This window comes from Nitrospinota bacterium, assembly GCA_009873635.1.
In the GTDB taxonomy this organism is placed as follows: domain Bacteria; phylum Nitrospinota; class Nitrospinia; order Nitrospinales; family VA-1; genus LS-NOB.
The window spans coordinates 4,500-22,365 of the sequence record WAHY01000028.1; the positions used below are offsets into that span (position 1 = coordinate 4,500).

Below are 17,866 nucleotides of genomic sequence, written 5' to 3' on the forward strand. Positions count from 1 at the left end.
AAGAGACCTGTGCTCGTTGGTACAATATCCATCGAAAAGTCAGAGGTTTTGAGCAAAAAGCTGAAAAAGGCAGGCATCAAGCACAGTGTTTTGAATGCCAAGCATCATGAGCAGGAAGCGGAAATCATTGCACAGGCAGGGCAACCAGGATCTGTGACCATCGCCACGAATATGGCTGGAAGAGGTACTGATATCGTCCTTGGTGAGGGGATTCCTGACTTGGGAGGGCTCCATATCCTTGGCACCGAAAGGCATGAAAGCCGACGTATTGATAACCAGTTGCGGGGGCGTTCTGGTCGTCAGGGAGATAAAGGCTCTTCGCGATTTTATCTCAGCCTTGAAGACGATTTGTTGCGAATTTTTGGGTCTGATAAAATTTCCCCTTTGATGGCAAGGTTGGGGATGGAAGATGGACAGCCTATAGAGCATACAATGGTTTCAAAGGCAGTTGCTAACGCCCAGAAAAAAGTTGAAGCTCATAACTTTGATATTCGTAAACATCTTCTGGAATATGATGATGTTATGAACCGGCAAAGAGAAGTTCTTTATGCGTTGCGACGCGAAATCATTAATACGGAAAATGGGAAAGAAGTTCTCCTTGATATGGCCGATGAGGTCGTGGATGAAGCTCTGGATGAAATTGCCCATGAAAAAGTATATCCGGAGGAATGGGATATTGAAAGCTTGAACGAATTGCTGGAAAGACAGTTTTCTGTTCATATTGAGAAGTCAAGCGATCATGAACTTTTGCTTCAGGGAAGCACAAAGCTGGAGTTGGAACATTGCAACAGAGAAAAACTTCATGATGCCATCATGAATGAGGTGACCAAGGCCTATGAAGCAAAGGAAGAGGGTATTGAACCAGAGTTCATGCGCCATGTTGAAAAAGTCATTATGCTTCAGGTGTTAGATGGACTTTGGAAAGATCATTTGCTTGGTATGGACCATCTGAAGGAAGGGATTGGTTTACGAGGGTATGCCCAGAAAAATCCTTTGACAGAATATAAGAAGGAAGGATTTGACCTGTTCAGTGGCATGATGATACGCATCAAGGAAGAGATCACGGAATACTTGTTTAAAGTTCAGGTAAACCAGGAAGTCGAAATGCAGGAAGAACTGGCCAGCAAGCCCCAGAATGTTGTTGAGCATCGTGGAAACTCTGACCCCCTGGAAAAGCCGGCAACCGTAAGGCGAGACGAAGATAAGGTAGGACGAAACGAACCCTGCCCTTGCGGAAGTGGAAAGAAATACAAAAAGTGCCATGGCCAGTAATGGCCATTCTAAATGTTTTCTGCGGCTTCCTGACAATCAATACATAATGCGGTTAACGGCATAATTTGCAGACGCTTTAAAGTGATCTTCTTTTCACAAGATTCACACTCTCCATAAGTACCGTTATTGATTCTGAACAACGCATCTTCAATCAGCTTCAGCTCGTTACGATCTCTGCTGGTTAACTGAAATATCATTTCTCTTCCTTCAAGACTCGAAGCAAGATCAATCTCGTTGCTAAAAGTTAAATCCCCGGCATCTCGCTCAACGGACTGTGAAGCTTGAATCAATTTCAATAGTTCTGCGCGATTAGCAATAAGCCTGTCACGAATTTTAAGAATAGAAGGATCCAAATTAGGTTGGTCTTGTCTAATCAGGTGCAACTTACCCGGTTTAACTGCAGATTTCGTAGCTTTGGTTTTTTTTGCTGTTTTTTGGTGAGATGGCTTGGCTTTTTTGGTTTGCGATGATTTTTTTGCTACAGTTTTCTTCGCGGCCTTCTTCTTGACAGACTTCTTTTTAGCAGCAGTCTTTTTCTTAGGAGTTGCCTTTTTTTTCACAGAAGACTTCTTTTTAGTAGCTGTTTTTTTCTTCACAGAAGACTTCTTTTTGGTGGCAGCCTTTTTCTTGGGGGCCGCCTTTTTTTTGGTTGAAGTTTTTTTTGAAGCCTTCTTTTTGACAGCTTTTTTTGCCGCCTTTTTTTTCGTTGCCATTGCCGAATCTCCTATATTAGGGAACTCTTAAAATGAATTCATTCGGGAAGGTAACTCAAAAACCTTAGTGTATTATCCATAGCTGGATAAAAATTCCTTGAACCTTAGCACTTGGATAAATAAAGTACAACAATTTATTTGCCTGGACGGAAAAAAACTCATATTTCCGATAAATTTAATGCCGCTGCTATTCTGTTTCGTAATCCACAACGATGGATGACGAGCAGAGCGAGCGCATTTTATCAACAACGGGTAAATGGTTTTTGTGTCCTGCATATGTCTTAAGTCCTTCCCGATCATCGAAAAATGCAGTGAGAACGATGTCATAGCTTCTTTCGGAGCTTAAAAAATCGGTTCCCAATTCCAGGAATTTCAGGGTTTCAATATTACCTCTCAGACTGTTGAGGGCGTCCAGGGCTTCATCCAGATTTTTTTGATTTTTTTCTGCCAGCTTAAACATCACAATATGTTTGACCATTAATAGTTTCCTCCAGTGGATTGCGGCTCAACCATGGTTGTTTCTGGTTGGTAAAGCATTTGGTAAAGAGACAGTTTGTAACATTGTTTATGCTATAGTGCTTGTTTTTATTTAGTGAGTGATTTCTTCTTATGTCATGGTGGATGGGAGCAGGTCTGGGTTTTTTACGTGGCGGTCCTTTAGGTGCCGTTATTGGCGGAACCATTGAACATTTTTTAGGTAAAAAACTCCAGAAAAAACTGCAGGAAAGTTTACCCGGTATAGTTCATCAAGGCGAGTTTATTTCCTGCCTGATTATTATTATGACTCGTGTGGCTATGGAGTCCGGCGCGTTGACTCCTAAACAAGTGGCCGTGATCCATAATTTTTTTATGAAAAACCTGGGTTATGGTTCTACTGATTTGAAATCGGTTGACAGGTTGGTGGGTGAAGTGCAGTCCAAAAAACCGGATATTTACCGATTCGTAAAGGAATACAAAAAGTCTTGTCAGAATAATTACAACCTTTTGCTTCTTGCCCTCTGTTATCAAATTATTTTGGTGGAGAATATTCCTGACGAAGACACCCAGTCACTTTTAAAAACGGTTGGGTTGGAATTGGGGTTGTCCTACGACGAACATAATGAAATCAGAGTGAAATATTCACTTGAGCCTTTCAAGACTCCATATCATATACTGGGTCTTCCTTCCGATGCTTCGAATGATGATATCAAAAAAGCATATAGAAAATTAGTCAGCGAGTATCACCCTGACAGGGTTGCTCAAGAAGATGAAGATACATTCCAGAAAGCCCATTTGAAATTTCTTGAAGTTCAGTCGGCCTACCAGGAATTGGAAAAAATTCGGAAAATTTAAGGAGTCGTTGCTTTTTCAGTATTGGAGTCTGTTTCCTGAGGCGGATCCAGCTTACGGATTATCAGGGATTGGATTTTGCGTTTACTTGCTTCTTTGACGGTTAACCGATATGAGCCGACCAGGATCTGGTCGCCAGAATTTGGAATTTTTTCCAAACGTTCTATAGCCAAACCTGCAAGAGTTTCGTATTCGCCAGTAGGGAGTTCCCAGTTGAGGGCGTCATTGAGAACGCTGATTTCGGTGTTGCCTTCAACCAAATATCCACCGTCTGCATAGGGTTTATATGTTTTCTCGGGTTTGTCGTATTCATCTTCGATTTCACCAACAATTTTTTCCAGTAGGTCCTCAATCGTTATTAAACCGACACATCCTCCATACTCATCCACAACAATGGCAACATGTAGACCTCTTTGCTGAAGTTCTTTAAGCAGGTCGTCAACTTTTTTACCTGGAGGAACGTAATATGCGGGTCTGATGAGACCAGTGATTGGGCTGTGGTCAACAGGCTGGTCTAAAAGGTCGAAGGTATTTAGAATCCCAATAAGGTTATACATTCTCTCATGAAACACGGGTACACGTGAGAAACCTGAATCGTTCGCCACGTCATGCGCCTCAATCAGTGTGGCTGTATCTTTAATGGCACTCATTTGTATAAGGGGAACCATGCAATGCTCTGCTCTTAGCTCTCCAAAGTTGAAAATGTTGTGAATGATTTTCTTTTCAGTTGCACCAAGATCTACAGTTTGTGACTCCAGACTCAATACACCTCTGAGCTGATCCCTGCTGAAAGTTTTATGCTCACCATCGGAAGACAGTTGCACACGATCAGTAAACTTTGCCGATACTTTAGACAGCCATATAGTAAATGGCGACAAGATTTTATAGAAAAAAATCAGGGGATAGATCATGATCAGCATAATGGAATCAGCGCGATGCTGAAAAATAACTTTAGGAGTGATTTCTCCCAGAAAAAAAATCATTGGAGAAATAACCAGCATGGCCATCCATTCTCCGGAATCTCCAAAGTGGGTGACCATAAAAGCGGTGAACACAGCTGTGCTGGCGACCATAGTGAGATTGGTTCCCAGAGAAGTTGTAGTGAAAAGTCTTTCGGGATTTTCCAGTAATTTCAAGATGGATTTGGCGGCAGAGCTCCCTTCTTCAGCAAGCTGCTTCATTTTTATCCGGTTTACAGAAACCATCCCGATTTCAGAACCGGAAAAAAAAGCTTCCAACAGAATCCCGATGAGTACCAATATCAGTGTTGTTGCAAAATCCATTAGTCTTCTAACATCTCATTAATTTCTTTGTTTGTCTCTTCCTCGACAGGCGGGGTCATAAGAGTCAGGAATAGACTCAGGATTCTTGAGCCTTTCATTTTTTCGACACGGAATTTAAACCTGTCAACAGTGGTTGATTCACCCGACCGGGGAATCCTGCCAAATAATCCGAAAACGTATCCACCGACGGTGTCATAATCATCCTCAGGCAATTCGCTTTGGAAACTTTCATTGAACTCTGCCAGGCTGTATGCTCCAGCAATGCGATAATTTTTATCACTCTGTTTCTTTAACGGGAGTTCCTCCTGCCGCATTTCACTGTCGATTTCTCCCACCAGTTCCTCAAGGACGTCTTCCAGTGTTACCAGCCCACAGACACTTCCATATTCGTCAAGAACGATGGCCATATGCCTTTTTGATTTTCTGAATTCTTCTAACATTTCCTTGATTTTTTTTGACTTCGGAACGGAGATTGTAGGGTGAAGAATGCTTTTCAGATTTACCTTTTCCCGAGGCAAGTGTTTAAGCCGTGTGAGGTCCTTTGTGAACAAAATGCCCACGATATCTTCTTCTTCATTACCATACACAGGAACCCTGGAATAAAAGTTTTCAATTATTCTGGGTAGGATTTCATCCAAACTGTTCTCAATATTTACGGTGAACATATCTATTTTCGGAGTCATGATCTCTCCTACTGTTGTTTCACCAAACTCAATCACATTCTGGATCAATTCCCTTTCATCTGAATCGATGACACCTTCCCCTTCGCCCACCTGTACCATGGCACGAAATTCCTCATCTGTTATAGGGGATTCTTTGATGCCGTGAGGCAGTATTCCCATGGAACCAATAATCTTTTCTGTCCAGACAGTAAACAGCTTTTGTGCGGGCTGGACAAGCTGGGCAAAGGCTTTTAATGGATATGCGGCGAATAGGGCGTATGGCTGGGCATACTTTATAGAAATACTTTTGGGAATGATGTCACCAAAAACCAGCAGGAGTAAAGTGCCACCGCCAATTGCAATACCCACCCCGATACTTCCAAAAATATTGATGGCTATGGATGTGATAACAACAGATATAGCTATATTGACGAACTCATTGCCAATATAAATTGTGATGAGCAGTTCTCTCGGTTTTTCCAGGAGGGAGTTTACTATTCTACCCATGCGCCCTTTATTCTCTGACATCTCATTAAGCTGAAGAGAGTTTAGAGAGAAATAAGCGACCTCACAGGCTGAAAAAAAAGCCGAACACAAAAGTAAAAACAATAATATGAGTGAACGGGATATTAATGAATCGTCCAAAAGTTTTAAAAAACCTCAAGCTTGGCCGGTACTTGTGAATCGAGTTGAACTTTAACTCGATTTGGCAATTGTAATTCTGGAACGGGAAACCAAAATTTATAATTAAAAATGATTGAACCCTTCTGATTCCGGAAGAACTTTTAACGTTCCATTTTTCATTTTCATTGATATTCCCCCGGGTTTGAGGATCTTCCCGATTTGCGTAACAAGCACTTTAGCCTTTAAAAACTGCCTGATTAAATTTTTAACACCATCAGCAGGCAAAGTAAATAGTAATTCATAATCCTCTCCACCATTTAATACAAGTGGAAGAGGGGGTATGGAGCTTCTTTTACAAGTGCGAATCAATTCAGGGGATAAGGGCAGCCGATCTTCATAAATTTGGGCCCCAACATTTGAGGATTCACAGATATGATGAAGGTCCTGAACCAGACCGTCGCTGATATCTATCATGGAAGTGATATCTATTTTGGAACGACCCAGAATCTCCGCTTCCTTAACTCGCGGTGTGGGATCCATATGTTTTGTTGTCAGGAATTTATGGTCTTTGCCTCTCGTTTTATTTTTTGCAAGTAATTTTAACCCCAGGCTTGAGTCACCCAATGTTCCTGTCACGAAAACAAGGTCCCCCGGCTTTGCACCCTTACGTGAGAAAATACGTTTTGCTTCTCCTATGACCGCTACATTGATGAAAAAACATTTTGGTGATGAGACGGTATCCCCACCACAAAGTTCTACCTTAAAATGGTTGCATATCTCGTTAAATCCGGAATACAGTTTTTCGAGAAATGATACAGAAATTTTTTTGGGTATTCCCAGAGTCACCATTATTCTTTTGGGAGTTCCGCCCATTGCCGCAATATCACTGAGGCTGACTGAGAGCGCCTTGCGTCCCAGAGTTTCCGGTTTTATCGTGGAAAGCTTGAAATGGATGTCTTCTACCAGAGCGTCAGTGGAAATGACTTCAAACTTGCCTGATTTAACAGGATAAGCAGCACAATCATCTCCTATGCCCAGAATAGAATCAGAAGCACGGAAATTGATCTGTGATGAAAGTTTATGGATGAGTCCAAATTCGCCGAGTTCTTTTATTTTGCGCATAAACCTTGGTGGAACCCTCAGGCCTCCACTTGATGATAGAAACCTTATATTAACAAAAGGAAATCAAAAAAAACCACTCTGGTATTTTGTCACTCTATTGTGGCTTCAACAAGTCGCGTGTTAAAGAATCTATGTCGAATTTTTTTTCAATTTTGATGGAAATCTTGCTCCCTTCTTCAAGGCCGGCCTTTTGGACTTCATGCATAAAGCATGTTAATTCCACATGCTCTTCGGTTTCAGGGATCCAGATACTCAGTTCCCGAAACTGGTCGGCTTTATTGGGTGGAGTGTTGATTTCACTGATTTCTCCTTCTAACAGAATCATGTTTCCTTTCTGCAATCGTTTAGATTGCTTTCATTATGCTGAACAACTGGTTTGTCGGCAGAGATATTTCTCTGGAGTTTCCCGGGCATAAAACTCAGGATCAATGTTGTGTTTTTCAAATACTGCTGGCCGGTCTTTATATGGATCTTCCATTAGTACTCTGAGACGGGTGATTTCTGAGAAATCGGAATCTTTGAGTGCTTTGTCGAGCGCCGTCTGTAATAGGTGGGTTCTTAAAATAAACTTTGGATTGGAATCATCCATTTGTTCTTTTCTTTCTTCGTGGCTGACTCCTTCACGTTGAACTAGTTCGAGATAACGGTTTAACCAGGGTCTCAGATCGTCATTAAAACTTGCAGTTTGTGTTGGATAGTTTGCGAGAAACCTGAAAAAATTAGTGTAGTCAAGTTGATGCTCGACAAGAAGTTGGAACATTTGCTGAACCAGTTCTGTGAACTCTGAGTCAAGAATTGTTAGCCCCAGCTTTTTTCCCATTTCTTCACGATAGCATTGATTAAAAAAAGGCTGATATTGTTTCATTTCCTCTTCCAGGTTTTCAGCACTTATAAGTGGAATGAGTGTCTCAGCCAGCTTGTTGAGATTCCAAAATCCAATTTCAGGTTGTTGGTTATAGGCGTAGCGACCATTTGTGTCTGATTGGTTTGGAGTGTGGTTAGGGACAAATCGATCCAAAAAGCCATATGGGCCGTAGTCAAAGGTGGTTCCGGTTATACACATATTATCAGTGTTCATTACACCATGTATGAAACCTGATGCCTGCCATTTTGCGATGAGCTTTGCTGTACGTTTGAGGGTACGTTGAAAAAATACTCTATAGCGGTCTGACTCTTCAGCAATATCCGGATAATAACTCTGAATGGAAAACTCCAGCAGTCGTTCTACATTTCTGCTTTGTCCGGTGTAGTGAAAAAACTCGAAACTTCCAAAACGAATATGTGAATCGGCCACCCTTATGAGTATCGCTGCCAGCTCTGGTCTTTGCCTGTAAATCAATTCTCTAATTCCTATGACCGCTAATGAACGGGTAGTGGGAATTCCCAGTCCGTATAAAGCCTCACTTGCCAGGTGTTCCCGTATGGATGATTTGAAAGTTGCTCTCCCATCAAAGCCTCGGGCAAACCTGGTGGGACCAGACCCTTTAAGATAAATGTCCCACATTTCCTGGTTTTGGTTTAGCACCTCCCCAAGCAAAAGTCCTCGGCCGTCTCCCAATCTTGGGTTATAAGAACCGAACTGATGTCCCGAATAAGCCATGGCCAGAGGTTGGGCTCCTTCCAGGGGGACATTCCCACTGAATTGGTCTATGAAGCTTTTGCTGCCTTCAGAATTTTGAGGCAGACCTAATAAATTTCCAACAGAAGGAGAATAGTCAACCAGGTAAGGGTCTGTTACTGGATCGGGGTCTTTGGACTGATAAAACTCAGGCCCCAGTTCTATGAAGCGGTTTCTAAAGTTTAAGTTTTGGTAGTCAGTCAAAGGACAAGAGTTTTTTTAATCTATTTCAAAATAAATAAGTTCTATTGTGTGGATGGAGAAAAGAAGAAAGAAGATTCTTTTTTAATTAAACTTCAGAAAATTGAAGCAGAATTATAAGTTAAGGATTTATTCTGCCTATTCCAAATCTTGTACTAGCCAGACATGATGCTTTGCGTCCTGGATTAAAAACCATAATGAAGAACCCACTTTAAACAGAACCAGCCATGCGGCGGACTCCCCCTTGTGACAGGTTTTTTTCTGAAGTTTTCCCTGGTAAGTTTCTTCAATAAATGAGACTTCATCGCATTTTGTGGTTGTCCAGTAATAATGTGCTTTACTATGATCGAAGATGGGATGTATCCACGATCTTTTGCCGCTTGCATTGACTACTTTTTCTGGGTGCAACAAAGTTTGCAATTCGGGTAAAGTAGGAAGCCGCCAATTTGAGCTTCCGGCAAAATTCTCACTTTCAGCAAAACCATAAGCATCTTTTAATTTCATTCTTTTATTAGTGCCTTTTTTGAACCAGCGGAGTTTGTTTACAGTATCCGTAATGGTTTCATCTCCATTGTCCACAAAATTTGGAGCAGGAAGTTTTGCCAATTTAACGTCGCTTACTTTTTTACATTCCTTAAGCAAAGTGCCTGAACCAGGGCACTCATTAAGAATCGAAAAATGGTCCATTTTTTTCATCATTTCGCAAATATCAGCCTGCTTACACTTGGCAAATGAAGGAATCGGCTGGAGAAGTAAAATCATGAATGTCAAAAGCACGATTCGCATATTAAACTCCTGGTTCTTGAAAGTTTTCCTGAATAATGAAACACCTGTTTCGTTGATTTAATTATATTGATGAGGATACTATAAATTCAAAACTCACGGTAATAAAAATCAAATAATTTATTACTGGGGTGAGACGGTTTGCTTCAATCCGTGCTTCCGAAAGTGATTCGATGCAGTTCAGTGAATGCTTCTTTGCCTTTCATTTGAATAAAAAGATCAGTATTAACAATGCTATTACTGGATGAATCCAGGTTGATATTGATGACGGGAGTTCCCTGTCTTTGTAATTGGACAGCAATATAGTCATTGGTTGGAACCGCTCCTGAACTGCCTACAAGAACAACCAGATCAACTGGTTCCTGCAGGAACCTTTTGAAACTTCCCTCCTGCTCCGGGTGACCGATGTATTCCCCATCTCCGAACATGAGAATATGCGGACGGGCAATCCCCGTACAACTTTTGCAGACTGGATAATTAGAAGCTTTCATGGTACTCGTGTTCAGATCGCAGAGTGGGACCGAAAGTTCATCCCAAAACTGGTAGGTGCAGGTGTTTAGGCATTGTAACCTCCACATAGAGCCGTGGACTTCCAAGATGCGGTCTGCGGGGCAACCCGATCTTAAATGCATCCCATCAGTATTGGTCGTATGAATGAATCCATCCTGGGTTTCAAGCCACTTGTTGATAATTCGATAACCTTCATGTGGCTGGTTTTCTTCAGCATTCCTCCTTCGCCATTCGTAGAACGCCCATGCGTGAGGCAACTCGTTGCGAAATGCCCAGGGACTGGCAAGGTCTTGAGCTTCCAGATTTTTTTCCTTGAACGGTGGAAAGTTTTTCCAATAACCATCTTTGTCCCTAAATGTAGGGATATTGGAGTCGGCACTCATGCCAGCACTCGTTAAGAACAAGGTACGCCTGGACTTCCTGATCAAGTCCGATGACTTATGAAGAATTTCAAGCTTTTCCATCCCACTCCTCGTAAAACTGGTCAAGAAATACCTGCATGAATTGATGTCTTCGTTCAGCCATTTTTTTAGCTGATGCGGTGTTCATCCTGTCTTTTAATAAAAGCAGTTTTTCATAAAAATGGTTAATGGTGTGCCCGGTGTTTTTTTTATATTCCGCGAAACTCTTATGCATGACCGGTTTTTCATCAGGGTGGTACATCAAACGGTTTTTATGCCCACCATAGGCAAAAGTACGAGCGATACCCATTGCCCCAATAGCATCGAGGCGATCTGCATCCTGCACCACTTTTCCTTCAAGTGTTTTCATCGGGGTCGATACACCGGCACCTTTGTAAGAAATTGTAGCTATGATTTCAATGACTGGATCGATCACATTACGATCGACATGATTTTCTGATAGAAATTGTTCCGCCATCTGCGGGCCTTTGGTGTCATCCCCATCATGGAATTTCCAGTCAGCAATATCGTGTAGAAGTGCAGACAACTCGACAATGAGTGAATTAGCTCCTTCTTGTTCAGCCAGCTTTTTGGCAAGGTTCCATACCCTGTAGATATGCCACCAGTCATGACCGGATCCTTCTCCCGCAAGCTTATTTTCTACAAACTGACAAGTATTATTTATAATTGTCATCGTAAGACTTATTTTTAAATAAACCCAGCTTTATCGCTGGTGAAGGCCACATTCTTTATGTTCCGGGTTTTCCCACCACCAGCGCCCGGCACGTATGTCTTCTCCGGGTTCCACGGGTCGTGTGCAGGGGGCACAGCCAATGCTGGGATAATTCCTTTTATGCAGTACATTGATGGGCACGTTATTCTCGGTGATATAGTTCATCATCTGTTCCTCGCTCCACTCTGCAAGCGGATTGATTTTGATCAAAGGGGGATGGTCGGCATCTTCCATGACTTTTGGTATATCTGTTCGTGTGACTCCCTGTGATCGCCTGATCCCGGTGACCCAGGCTTTCAGTCCGCTCAACGCTCTGTTCAGCGGCTCTACTTTACGGATATGACAACATTCCTTGCGGTTTTCCACGCTTTCGCGAAATGAGAAGAACCCTTTTTGTCCAATTAAATCTTCAACTTTCTTATTGTCTGGAAAATAAGTTTTAACTTCGAGTCCATATTTGGTGCGTACCCGTTCCATCAGCTCATAGGTTTCTTCGTGAAGTCTTCCTGTATCCAGGGTGAAAATGGTGATTGGGCCGCCGAGTTTGGAAATCATATCAATGAGTACCATGTCTTCCACTCCGAAACTGGAAGCCAGACCGGCTTTGAGGCCGTAATTGTCCATGCTCCAGCGCAGCAGTTCTTCGGGTGATTTGGTTTCAAAATCTTTCGGGTCTATGGTCATAGTGGTGTTGTACTTGACAGGGTAAAAGATAGTTTATATAAAGCGGAGAGCCTCCGCAGGCGTTATGTTCATCCTAAGCTTTCGTGCCCCGCAGGGGTATTACTTATAATGTCTTTATTTGCAGGCAAACAATTTCTCGACTTTATTTAAGGTTATTTACATCATACTTTTTCATGCTCATGCAGAAAAATCAAGTTCAGAAAACTTATAATAAATTTTTCATCCAGAACCCCTGGCAAAACCTAACGATGAAAATCCTACTATTTTTTATTGCCATATTTTTTGCGGTTCCTTTTTCCGGTGAAACAGGAATTCTGGAGCAGGTAGAAAAAGAACTGGTAGAACTGGCTGACAAAGTTCGCCCGGCGGTGGTTAGTCTGTCTCCCTATGTAGCAAAGGATGCTATCAGGGAAGGACTTCCTAACAAGGGCAGGCCCGCAAATGCCGGAGCAGGGGTTGTATATAATGCCCAAAAAGGCCTTGTCGTTACCAATAGCCATGTAGTTCGTAATGTTAACAAAATCAAGGTAACCTTTAAGGATGGCAGGGAGATCATTGGAGATGTATTGGGGGCTGATGAAGACACAGATCTCGCAGTGGTTCATGTGTCGACTGATATACCGCTTGCGGAAGTAGATTTTGGCGACTCAAGCAAAGTACGTATTGGCCAGCTTGTGGTTGCTGTGGGCAATCCTTACGGACTCAATGACACCACCACTTTTGGAATTATCAGCGGTCTCAAGAGGGAAAACGTCAATCTCTCCCGTTATGAAGACTTCATACAAACAGATGCCTCTATCAATCCGGGAAACAGTGGTGGTCCGCTACTCAACATAAAAGGTGAAGTGATAGGTATCAACACTGCGATCATCAATTATGCCCAGAGCATCGGATTCTCCATTCCTTCTAATATGGTCAAGCATGTCGTCAGCCAATTGGTTGAGAACGGTGAGGTGCATAGAGGCTGGCTTGGGGTTGGTATCGACCCGGTGACTGAGGAAGTTGCTAAAAGAACAAATGGGCAGGAGGGTGTGGGGGTCATTATTAATTCAGTGTTCGAGGGCGACCCTGCTCACAGGGCAGGGCTCAAAGTTGGCGATATTATTCTGAAAATCGGCGGATCTGATATTGACTCCCCAAACAAAATGATCCGGGTGATCGGGGCCATTACGCCTGGACAAACCATTAATCTGGATATTCTTCGGAATGGAAAGAAAAGAGTTGTTCCTGTTAAACTAGAGTCAAAAAATAATAAAAACAATGCTTTAGCTAACCTCTCCCCTTTAAGCCCATCTGGGTTGGGATTTAGTGTTGAAAATCAGGAAAAAGGAAAAAATATGATAAATGGGGTGTTGGTATCAGAGATTAACCCAAAAAGTACAGCAGCAACTAAGGGGTTACAATCTGGAGACCTTATTATGTCTGTGAATGGTGACAATATTGAAAATAAGTTTGAGTTTGACCAATTTGTAGAAAAAATTAAATCAGGAGACCCTATTTTTCTGTTAGTCTGGAGAAATGATGAAAAGTTTCATTTGGGGCTTGTAAGGTAAAAATAAATTTGATAGATTGACTGACCCAAAATGCATAGTTTTTGAATATTAAAGCATTTTGATTAAAAGAAGAATTCTTATAAACCTTTTGAAATAAGGGGTTATATTTTTCGACCTGCCATTTAAGGAGTGGAATGGGTCGGTGATAAAAGTTTAGAAAATCAACATTCATACTGTTTTATTTTAGCCATTTTTTGAAGTTCTACTTAGGAGGTAGCAATGTTTGGTGTCAAAAAGGGGTGGAAAAACTGGTATGCGTTGGCTGTTGTGTTCGTAACTCTGGGGCTTTGTGTCCCGGCTGGTGCGCTCACGACAGATCATTCGCATGGTGGTCACAATCTTGGTAACCCTGCGGTTGATCGGCCCGCATGGTTGGAGAAGCTTGAAAACCAGGTCGACCATGAAGAATTGATGGGCGGCATGGAAGGTAGACAGGACAAAATGGACCAGACCTTCATGAAGGTCATGGATCAGTTAAAGTCTAAGTTAAAAGAACATGCTAGCCCTGCCTCTTCAGGTGGTGGATTTCATGATTCATGGGCCGCTCATCAGTTGGGCCAAAGCTATCTTTTGGGACCAACGGAGGCTGCTGCAAAAGTATACAAAGGCGCCCATTGCCCCAGCACCGCACCTGTTAAACTTTATAATGTTTCTGCCATCAATGTAGAAATTACCCTTAACCAATGGGGTGATTACTATCCGGGATACATGTATGTTCTCGACGAGGACATTGACAGGGTCCGCGCTGAAGAAGAAAAGAATGCCGCGGCTCGTGAAGACGAGCTTGATCCGGGAGCTGTTACCAATGGATTGCAAGGCGATGCCATTCAACCATTTGTTATTCGTGCAAATCAGGGAGATTGTCTTCGGATTAAGTTTACAAATCAGCTAGAAGATGAAGACGCTGGTTTTCAGGTTAATGGTTCTGCAATGATAATTAGTTCTACTGGCCAGCCTGATACAGCGGCTACTCCAGGAGCGATTATTGCTTCTGAAGAGACACAAGAATACGAGTGGTACATACCGATTGATGAGCAGGAAGGTGGACACATGATCCAGAATCATGCGGGTCGTGATCCTTCATCGTTGGGATTGATCGGTACCATGATTGTTGAGCCGAAAGGTTCCCGCTATCTGGATCCCTGGACAGGTGGAGAGCTGAAAAGCGGCTGGATGGCAATGATTGTAAATGACGATGAACGTGATTTTAGAGAGTTTACATTGATGTATCACGAGGTTGGTGACGAATCTTTTCGACCTCTTAATCGTCACGGAGAAATGATTCCTCAGCGTGATCCTCAAACTGACGCTTACCGTCCTTCAGCTCGCGCATTAAATTTCCGTTCTGAGCCATTTGGTATAAACAATTTGGCACAGCAAGAAAAGAAGTTTCACTTTGAAGATGAGTCTCTAGCATATAGCTCGTATACTTTTGGAGATGCTCCAACCACGATCCCACGGTCATACTTAGGTGACCCAGCAAAGTTCAGATTGGTTCATGGTGGTGGTGAAGTATTTCATTCGCATCATCCGCATGGCGGGACTATTCGCTGGACTCGTTCACCACAAAGGGAAGTTCAACTTAAAAACCTGACTCAAGCAGCATATGATGGTCCAGTTAAATACCCGGTAGTTCGTACTACTAGCGACCGAGTTGATGTTGAAGTAATTGGACCCTCTGAGGTTGTTGATCTTGAGACTGAGTGTGGCTCAGGCTTATGTCAGCGTTTAGCTGGAGACTTCCTGTTCCATTGCCATGTCGCACATCACTACGTAGCCGGTATGTGGGGTTACTGGAGGGTTTATAACACCTTGCAGACAGGCAACTATCCTTTTGAAAGTACCGATGTCATGCGTCCTTTGAAAGAGCTTCCCGATCGTGTGGGAAGAATTCCCAAAGGTCAGACTTCAGACCAACTGGTTGGTAGAACCATGGACTGGTTTGGCAAGAAGTTTAAAATTGTAGGTTCTGGAAAAAGTGATTGGAGTAAAGCTACACCAGTCGTTAATGTCAAAGACTGGGTCAAGTATATGCTTCCCCCGCAAGGACAACCCGGTCACTACGATGATCCAATTAAACAGATCAAAGCCTATGATGGCTCTGTTTTAGATTATGGTTGGAAAGGCAACCAGGCGCTTTCTGAGCGTGAGTCTGTTATTAAATGGCCAAAATTTACAACACCTCACCCAGGTAAACGGCATCCGCTTCAGTTTGACCAGCATGGAAAACTGGCTTGGCCACATTTGACTCCACATTTTGGTAAGCGTGTTCCTTTCGCGCGTAACCATGGTGGAGCACCTTGGTTGGAGCCTTTCCACATGCAGACTGACCATGGAGTTATCACTGCGACAGAGTCTGGTAGTGCGCGCAGTGGTCCAGATATGGAGAACACAGGTGGTGCCAAACCTGGTGAACATGGCCGTTGGAGTCTTTGCCCTCCAGGGGCTGGACGTAAACAGTACAATCTGCATTTCATCAACACACCAATCGAGCTCTCCGGAGCCGTTGGAGACACTCCACCGCTCATTGATAAGTATGGTTTGATCTATGTTATTGATGAGGAAATGGCGGCTGTGAAAGCAGATCCTAAGAAAGCCATTCCGTTGGTTATTCGTGCCAACGTTTATGACTGCGTGGATGTTTTACTTTCAAGTGAATGGGATGATGATGATTTCACCAACTTCCAGATGTCAAAAATCAACATCCATCCGCATTTCTTTCAGTTCGACAACCAGTCCTCAGACGGCGTAATTACAGGTTTTTCTTACGACCAGTCAATGAGGTCTTACACGCAGTTCACTAAGAAGATGAAAGACGGGCATCATGTGAGCATGCCGATCCCGATGAACGCCAAAGTGCTTAAGGCTACAAAACCGGGTGACGACACAGTAGAGATCCAGATGGCGGAACATGCAACTCCTTACCATGTTGGAGCCGATATCATTGTTGGTATTGAGGTGCCAAATGGTAAAGACGCTCGCTGGATCAAGAGCATTACGCCCGACCCAAATAAAGAGCCGGCTCATGATGGCAAATACACCATCAAGTTTACTGAAGGCATGACGCACGCACACGCGGCAGGACAAATTGTTACTACCGAATACGTTCGTTATCGCTGGTGGGTAGACGCTGATGTTGGGTTGGTATTCTGGCATGACCATGCGTTCGGTGCGACCACCTGGCCGCACGGCGGAATTGGATCTACCATCGTTGAGCCCTGGGGTTCCACGTACCATGATCCAAAAACCGGTGAGCTGATCCGGAGTGGTCCCGTTGCCGACATTCATGGAACCGAGCCTTTCGCATATGCACGAAATGGCAGTTTCCGCGAATTGGTAGCTCAGGTTCACGATACGGTGCCGCATACAGCGCAGTTGGTCACCGAAGGAAACCCACCCGGACTGACGCGTGAGAACGCGATTGCCGCAGGGCAATCGGTTTCTTTCCAGATGCCTTCCGATATGCTGGAAGTGGCTTTCCCTTATCTCAATGGGGGTACACACACTACTGGTGGTGGTTTTAACTTTCGTGCAGCTTCCTTGGCTGCAAGACTAAAAAACAACAAGGATGGATCTCAACTATTTAGCAGCAAGGTGCATGGTGATCCTTCAACACCTATGTTGAGAGCCTATGTGGGTGACAATGTGGTATTTCGTCTCCTGCACGGTATGATGAATGAAACTCATACCTTTGTTGTGTCTGGACATGGGTATCGTCCTGAGCGTTATGATCGGGATTCACGTGTTACCAACACGATCCATATTGGTATCGCTGAACGCTATGACTTGGCAACCACTGCGGGTGGCTATCAAGGTATGGCAGGAGACTACATCTATTATGATGGTAGAACCTCCAAACTCTCAGAAGGTGAGTGGGGCATTATCCGAGTGCATGACAAAGCCCAGAAGGACCTTAAGGTACTTCCTGGTAATGAGGAATTCACTAAGAAAGTGCGAAAGACTCTTTGCCCGAAAGGTGCACCGGTTAAGAGCTTTAGTGTTGTAGCGATTGATAAAGCACTGAAGTTTAACCCAAACACTGAAGATGAGATCGAAGTAGACTTTGAACGTAAACTTCTTCTTGCCAACGCAAAAGGTAAAATCTTTGCGTTAGAGGGTGAAGTGAAGCAGGCTGCTGATGATGGACATATGCCTCATCCTTTGACCCTGCGTGCCAACATCGGCGATTGTGTCAAGATTAAACTGACCAACCGTCTGAAAGAAGGCAACGCTTCAATACATGCTAACAACATCGCGTTCGATCCTCTGGATTCCCAGGGCATCAACGTCGGTAACAACCCTGGCGACCAGACGGTTGCACCGGGTAAATCGAAAACCTACACGTTCTATGCACATCCTGATTACAACATCAACGGTG

General features: G+C 43.3%; 16 protein-coding genes. 5 read left to right on the forward strand and 11 right to left on the reverse strand.

Annotated elements, in window-relative coordinates; all coding sequences use genetic code 11:
- Positions 1 to 1,272, forward strand: a 1,272-nt coding sequence (gene secA, locus F3741_11560; GenBank protein ID MZG31416.1) for a preprotein translocase subunit SecA, incomplete at its 5' end; no start/stop codon positions are given.
- Positions 1,273 to 1,280: 8 nt separating this feature from the next.
- Here the strand turns inward: secA and F3741_11565 are convergent.
- A complete protein-coding gene (locus F3741_11565; protein MZG31417.1) occupies positions 1,281 to 1,568 on the reverse strand; it encodes a TraR/DksA family transcriptional regulator in 288 nt (95 codons plus the stop codon).
- 151 nt (positions 1,569 to 1,719) lie between these two features.
- Here F3741_11565 and F3741_11570 point away from each other — a divergent pair, with 151 nt between their 5' ends.
- Positions 1,720 to 2,016, forward strand: a complete 297-nt coding sequence (locus tag F3741_11570) for a hypothetical protein (GenBank protein ID MZG31418.1) — start codon at positions 1,720 to 1,722, stop codon at positions 2,014 to 2,016.
- 156 nt (positions 2,017 to 2,172) lie between these two features.
- On the opposite strand, the gene F3741_11575 is transcribed toward F3741_11570, so the two are convergent.
- On the reverse strand, positions 2,173 to 2,463 hold the full coding sequence (locus F3741_11575; protein ID MZG31419.1) for a Dabb family protein: 291 nt from the start codon (positions 2,461 to 2,463) through the stop codon (positions 2,173 to 2,175).
- Between the two features lie 131 nt (positions 2,464 to 2,594).
- Between F3741_11575 and F3741_11580 the strand changes: the two genes are divergently transcribed.
- Positions 2,595 to 3,317 carry a DnaJ domain-containing protein gene (locus tag F3741_11580; GenBank protein ID MZG31420.1) on the forward strand — a complete coding sequence of 241 codons (723 nt, stop codon included), beginning with the start codon at positions 2,595 to 2,597 and terminating at the stop codon, positions 3,315 to 3,317.
- Here F3741_11580 and F3741_11585 read toward each other — a convergent pair.
- From F3741_11585 to F3741_11625, 9 genes are all read right to left on the reverse strand, one after another.
- Positions 3,314 to 4,597, reverse strand: a complete 1,284-nt coding sequence (locus tag F3741_11585; GenBank protein ID MZG31421.1) for an HlyC/CorC family transporter — start codon at positions 4,595 to 4,597, stop codon at positions 3,314 to 3,316. The genes F3741_11580 and F3741_11585 overlap by 4 nt on opposite strands.
- A complete protein-coding gene (locus tag F3741_11590; GenBank protein ID MZG31422.1) occupies positions 4,597 to 5,904 on the reverse strand; it encodes an HlyC/CorC family transporter in 1,308 nt (435 codons plus the stop codon). The genes F3741_11585 and F3741_11590 overlap by 1 nt, the downstream gene beginning before the upstream one ends.
- 102 nt (positions 5,905 to 6,006) lie before the next feature.
- The gene (gene thiL, locus F3741_11595; protein ID MZG31423.1) at positions 6,007 to 7,005 is read right to left on the reverse strand and encodes a thiamine-phosphate kinase; all 999 of its coding nucleotides are present in this window, start codon (positions 7,003 to 7,005) and stop codon (positions 6,007 to 6,009) included.
- A 94-nt stretch (positions 7,006 to 7,099) separates the two neighbouring features.
- Positions 7,100 to 7,327 (reverse strand): hypothetical protein, encoded by a 228-nt coding sequence (locus tag F3741_11600; protein MZG31424.1) that lies wholly within the window; start codon positions 7,325 to 7,327, stop codon positions 7,100 to 7,102.
- A 36-nt stretch (positions 7,328 to 7,363) separates the two neighbouring features.
- Positions 7,364 to 8,827 (reverse strand): YdiU family protein, encoded by a 1,464-nt coding sequence (locus F3741_11605; protein ID MZG31425.1) that lies wholly within the window; start codon positions 8,825 to 8,827, stop codon positions 7,364 to 7,366.
- Positions 8,828 to 8,962: 135 nt separating this feature from the next.
- A complete protein-coding gene (locus F3741_11610) occupies positions 8,963 to 9,610 on the reverse strand; it encodes a DUF1566 domain-containing protein (GenBank protein MZG31426.1) in 648 nt (215 codons plus the stop codon).
- Positions 9,611 to 9,753: 143 nt separating this feature from the next.
- Positions 9,754 to 10,581: an iron dicitrate transport regulator FecR gene (locus F3741_11615; GenBank protein ID MZG31427.1), complete on the reverse strand. Its 828-nt coding sequence runs from the start codon at positions 10,579 to 10,581 to the stop codon at positions 9,754 to 9,756.
- A complete protein-coding gene (locus F3741_11620; protein MZG31428.1) occupies positions 10,568 to 11,212 on the reverse strand; it encodes an HD domain-containing protein in 645 nt (214 codons plus the stop codon). The genes F3741_11615 and F3741_11620 overlap by 14 nt, the downstream gene beginning before the upstream one ends.
- Positions 11,213 to 11,242: 30 nt before the next feature.
- Positions 11,243 to 11,929, reverse strand: a complete 687-nt coding sequence (locus F3741_11625) for a phosphoadenylyl-sulfate reductase (protein MZG31429.1) — start codon at positions 11,927 to 11,929, stop codon at positions 11,243 to 11,245.
- A gap of 254 nt (positions 11,930 to 12,183) precedes the next feature.
- Here F3741_11625 and F3741_11630 point away from each other — a divergent pair, with 254 nt between their 5' ends.
- On the forward strand, positions 12,184 to 13,488 hold the full coding sequence (locus F3741_11630; GenBank protein MZG31430.1) for a PDZ domain-containing protein: 1,305 nt from the start codon (positions 12,184 to 12,186) through the stop codon (positions 13,486 to 13,488).
- Between the two features lie 219 nt (positions 13,489 to 13,707).
- Positions 13,708 to 17,866: hypothetical protein (locus tag F3741_11635; protein MZG31431.1), on the forward strand; the 4,159-nt coding region annotated here is incomplete at its 3' end.